The 3413-nt window shown below is 72.3% G+C and carries 4 protein-coding genes; 2 read left to right on the forward strand and 2 right to left on the reverse strand.

Annotated elements, in window-relative coordinates; all coding sequences use genetic code 11:
* Positions 1-168: 168 nt before the first annotated feature.
* Positions 169-897, reverse strand: coding sequence for a D-Ala-D-Ala carboxypeptidase family metallohydrolase (locus tag AB0C20_RS35645; RefSeq protein ID WP_238682954.1), 729 nt, complete (start codon positions 895-897; stop codon positions 169-171).
* A 176-nt stretch (positions 898-1073) separates the two neighbouring features.
* Between AB0C20_RS35645 and AB0C20_RS35650 the strand changes: the two genes are divergently transcribed.
* Positions 1074-1586 (forward strand): HIT domain-containing protein, encoded by a 513-nt coding sequence (locus AB0C20_RS35650; protein WP_196930193.1) that lies wholly within the window; start codon positions 1074-1076, stop codon positions 1584-1586.
* A 49-nt stretch (positions 1587-1635) separates the two neighbouring features.
* On the opposite strand, the gene AB0C20_RS35655 is transcribed toward AB0C20_RS35650, so the two are convergent.
* Complete coding sequence (locus tag AB0C20_RS35655) at positions 1636-2130, reverse strand: hypothetical protein (RefSeq protein ID WP_357187213.1); 495 nt, start codon at positions 2128-2130, stop codon at positions 1636-1638.
* An 86-nt stretch (positions 2131-2216) separates the two neighbouring features.
* On the opposite strand from AB0C20_RS35655, the gene AB0C20_RS35660 reads away from it, so the two are divergent.
* On the forward strand, positions 2217-3275 hold the full coding sequence (locus AB0C20_RS35660) for an aldo/keto reductase (protein WP_357569668.1): 1059 nt from the start codon (positions 2217-2219) through the stop codon (positions 3273-3275).
* The last annotated feature ends 138 nt before the right edge of the window (positions 3276-3413 follow it).

A 3413-nucleotide genomic window follows, 5' to 3' on the forward strand; every position in this document is an offset into this window, starting at 1 on the left:
GCCCCCCCCGCCGCCGCCGCGGTTACGCGGGGGGGGCGGCGCGTTTGCCGAATTTTGGTGCTCGACCCTGTATTTTGTGGCCCCCCCGGGGGGGGAGGCCACTACTTCCATGTTCGAGCGTGATCAATCTTCGCCCGGACGCGCCGGCGCGGGCGGCGGCCTACGGGGTCAGATGCCGCAGTTCGGCGCTGACCAGCCTCCGACCGCTGCCACGTGGGTGTGGTCGTTGTGGTCGGGGTAGCCGGGGCCGAGGATCTGCCCGAAGCCGTGGTTGCGGGCCTGCTGCGCCAGCCGGCAGAACGACGGGGAGCCGACCAGGTCCACCCCGTCGCCGTAGAGGTGTCTGCTGTTCGACGCGCCGCCGACGGCGCTGTTGCAGGCGTAGCTGCGGAAGCTGCTGCTGATCGCGATGGACACGTCGCCGAGGGCGTGCCGCATGGCCTGGAGCTTCCACATCGAGACGAGCGCGTTGAACCGGGCGGTGCTCGCCGAGACGGCGCCGCCGGACCAGTCGCTGTTGCACTTGTTCAGCTCGGGGTAGCTGAAGTTGGCCGGGGTGCAGTCGTCGTCCTGGAGGGCGTAGAGCCTGTTGAACGTCTGTGGGCCGGCGATGCCGTCGGCGGGCAGCCCGTACGCCTGCTGGAAGCGGATCACCGCCGATCGGGTGGCCGGGCCGTACGCGCCGTCGAGGGTGAGCACCGCGCCGTAGCCGGGGTAGCCGGCGACCCGGATCTGGAGTTGTCGGACATCCTCGCCGGACGCCCCCTGGGACAGGGTGCGTCCCCAGGTGTAGCAGCCGTCCGCCTGGGCCGCGCCGGCAGTGAGGGTGACGCCGGCCACTGTGGTGGCGGCGGTCAACGCCAGTGCCGCGAGGAACCTGCCGAGCCGTCGGAACATGTAGCCCTCCATCAATGCATGGAAGTACGTGGATGCATGGAAGTTTCATACTTCGGCTTTGATCCGTCAAGAACTTGCAGTCCCGGGTTTCCCCAAGGCGGGTGTCGCGGCGTGCCCGCGGGGCTCCGTAGGATCGGCTCGTGACAGGGGTGGAACGGCACACGGACAGTGACGGCATGGCGGACGGCCTGGAGCGGCTCTGGACGCCACACCGGATGACCTACATCTCCGGCGAGGACCGCCCGGCCGAGGGCTACGAGAAGCCGACCGGCTGCCCCTTCTGCCGGGGGCCGAAGCTGCCGCCCGAGGAAAGCCTGGTGGTGGCCCGGGGCGAGCACGTCTTCGTGGTGCTCAACCTCTACCCGTACAACCCGGGGCACCTGCTGGTGTGCCCCTACCGGCACGTCGCCGACTACACCGACCTGGACGTGCCGGAGACCACCGAGCTGGCGTCGTACACCCAGACCGCCATGCGGGTGATCCGCAAGGTCAGCAACGCCCACGGCTTCAACCTGGGCATGAACCAGGGCGGGGTGGCCGGCGCCGGCATCGCCGCGCACCTGCACCAGCACGTGGTGCCGCGCTGGGGCGGCGACGCGAACTTCATGCCGGTGATCGGCCGCACCAAGGTGTTGCCGCAGCTGCTCGGCGACACCCGCGACCTGCTCGCCCGCGCCTGGCCGTCCTGACGCCCGCCGGCCGCGCCGCGCCGGTCGCGCGGCCTCCGCACCGGTCCGGCTAGTCGGCGCGCAGCAGCGGGGTCAGCTCCGACCAGCTCTCCACCCGGCGTACGCGGGGCAGCATCGCGGCGTGTGCGGCGACCTCGGCCCTTCGGGGCCGGAACAGGAAGCGGTGCGGCACCGAGTCGAGATAGCCGAGCACCTCCAGCTTGTCGTCCACGAAGTGGGTGAGGCCGAGGCGTCCGGCGATCGGTGCCTTGTCCGGTCGCGTGCGGCAGAAGTGCACCCGCTCGACCGGGATGCCGGTGCGGGCCGGAAAGTCATGGTGGGCCAGCCACTCCCGGGTACGCCGCTCGGTGGCCTCCCCGCACTTGGACACCAGGTGCACCTCGTCGAACGCCGGGCCGAGCGCCGCGAGCGCGTCGAACGCCCCGACGACGGCCGGGGTGCGCAGGTAGTGCGCGCCGAAGAACGACGTGTCCGCGTCGCCATCGGCCGGCTCGATGATCACTCCGCCGATGTCCACCCCGAGCCGCCGCATGGCGTTGATCATGCCGCACCGTGACCGTCTCCGTGCACCCGCGTGTCCGCCCGCGGATCTGCTACGCCCCGGCCTGCCGAAGGTGGCACGATCGGCCGATGGCAGTCACGACACGGGTGTTGGGGCGCAGCGGCATCGAGGTCAGCGCCCTCGGCATGGGGTGCTGGGCGATCGGCGGGCCCTGGGCGGAGGGTACCCAGCCACTGGGCTGGGGCGCTGTCGACGACGACGAGTCGGTGCGGGCGGTACGCCGGGCACTTGATCTGGGCATCACCCTCTTCGACACCGCCGACACGTACGGGGCCGGGCACGGTGAGCGGGTGCTCGGACGCGCGCTCGCCGGTCGCCGTGACGACGCCGTGATCGCCACCAAGTGGGGTTACACCTTCGACGAGGCCGGCCGGCAGGCCACCGGTGAGGACGCGTCGCCCGCGTACCTGCGCAGTGCCGTGGCCGCCTCACTGCGCCGGCTGGGCACCGACCGGATCGACCTCTATCAGCTGCACCTGGCCGACCTGTCGGTGCCGAGGGCGCAGGCGCTGATCGGGACCTGCGAGGACCTGGTGGCCGAGGGCCTCATCCGCGCGTACGGGTGGAGCACCGACCGCACCGACCGGGCCGCCGCGTTCGGGCACGCCGCCGCCGGTGCCACCGCCGTGCAACACGCCCTGTCGGTGCTGCGCGACGCTCCCGAGCTGCTCGCCGTCTGCGACAAGTACGACCTGGCCAGCATCAACCGGGGCCCACTCGGGATGGGGCTGCTCACCGGCAAGTACACGGCCGCGTCGACGTTGCCCCGCGACGACGTACGCGGGCTGACCCCGGGCTGGTTGGAGTGGTTCCGGGGTGGTCGGCCGGCACCGGAGTGGCTGCGCCGGGTCGGCGCGGTCCGTGCCGCGCTCACCGCCGACGGGCGCACCCTCGCCCAGGGCGCGTTGGGCTGGATCTGGGCGCGCAGCGGCCGCACCATTCCGATCCCGGGCTGCCGTACTGTCGCCCAGGTCGAGGAGAACGCCGCCGCGCTGCACCGGGGCCCGCTGCCGGCGGACCAGTTCGTCGAGGTGGAGCGTCAACTTGCCGCCGTCCGCACCGCGGCCCTCCGCGACGCCGACCGCCCCCACTGGCCCCGCCCCACCCACCCCACAGTCCACCCGTAAACAAGTCCACAAACCTCACCCCTCGCCCACGCCCCCGCCCGCGCCCCGCCCGCGTGCCCCGTGACCGCCGGGCCCGCCCCCGCCCGCCCGCCCGTGTCGATCATGGAGTTGTGGTGCCTCGCGAATCGGGCATAGCTC

The sequence above is a fragment of the Micromonospora sp. NPDC048843 genome (assembly GCF_040649965.1).
GTDB lineage: Bacteria > Actinomycetota > Actinomycetes > Mycobacteriales > Micromonosporaceae > Micromonospora > Micromonospora hortensis.